Annotated in this window: 1 protein-coding gene; it reads right to left on the bottom strand. The window is 47.8% G+C overall.

Annotation, left to right across the window (positions count from 1 at the left end):
* Positions 1 to 54 precede the first annotated feature (54 nt).
* Positions 55 to 839, bottom strand: a 785-nt coding sequence (locus tag R7093_RS24710; protein WP_318146952.1) for a sugar-binding domain-containing protein, incomplete at its 5' end; no start/stop codon positions are given.

Below are 839 nucleotides of genomic sequence, written 5' to 3'. Positions count from 1 at the left end.
CGAGTCATTTATAAATCCTCGCAGCCTGATTACATAAGTTGCATATTATTTGTGCTAACTCTCAGATGCCGTGTTACCGTGCATCTGCTCATCCAAGTTCAATACTGTCAAAGCGTTGCTTACACTGGTAGCAATCACGTCGATTGCACCGGTACGTAACGCACCAAGTAATGCAAGCGGTTTACTGTTTTCAGCAGCGATAGCAATCACTTCTGCGATTGGCCGAAACTCTTCAATTCCAAGGCCAATGACACGGTCACTCATTACGGTGTTGGCAACGTTACCGTGAATATCAAAGAAGTCATAACCCGCAAAGTCTCCTACTACGCCTTGTTTTAGTCGAGATTGAACCACTTCATCTGGTGTAAACCACCCTAGATCGACCATGTAGCTGTTTTCGCTCATATCACCAATACCGACTAAAGCGACATCGGCTTTACGTGCCAAATCGAGCGTTTGTTTGACGGTCGCATTCTGCATGAACGCCATTTTTTGCTCGCGGTTTTCTGCATAAGCCGGCGCGTAAAGCGTTTCGGACGTTCCGCCGTACTTTTTAGCTAACTGACGACAAATGTGGTCAGCATTGTACATACCACCACGCGGGTGAATACCGCCGATACCACACACAAATTTGCAGTCTCGTGGGGTGATCACCCCAATATGATGAGCAACAGAAGAGACGTTACGCCCTTGTCCAACGGTCACCACCATGCCGTTTTTAAGCGTACTGGTGAGATAATTGGATACTAATCCCGATACCTGCAGTCGCTGCGCTTCTTCATTCGGCTGGTCAAGAGCGACAAGCGCGCGCTTTACGCCAAATCGCTCGATCAAACGTT

The organism is Vibrio sp. 1580, from assembly GCF_033340055.1.
The sequence above is the reverse complement of the archived record's forward strand: the minus strand, read 5'-3'. Positions and strand labels throughout refer to the sequence as shown.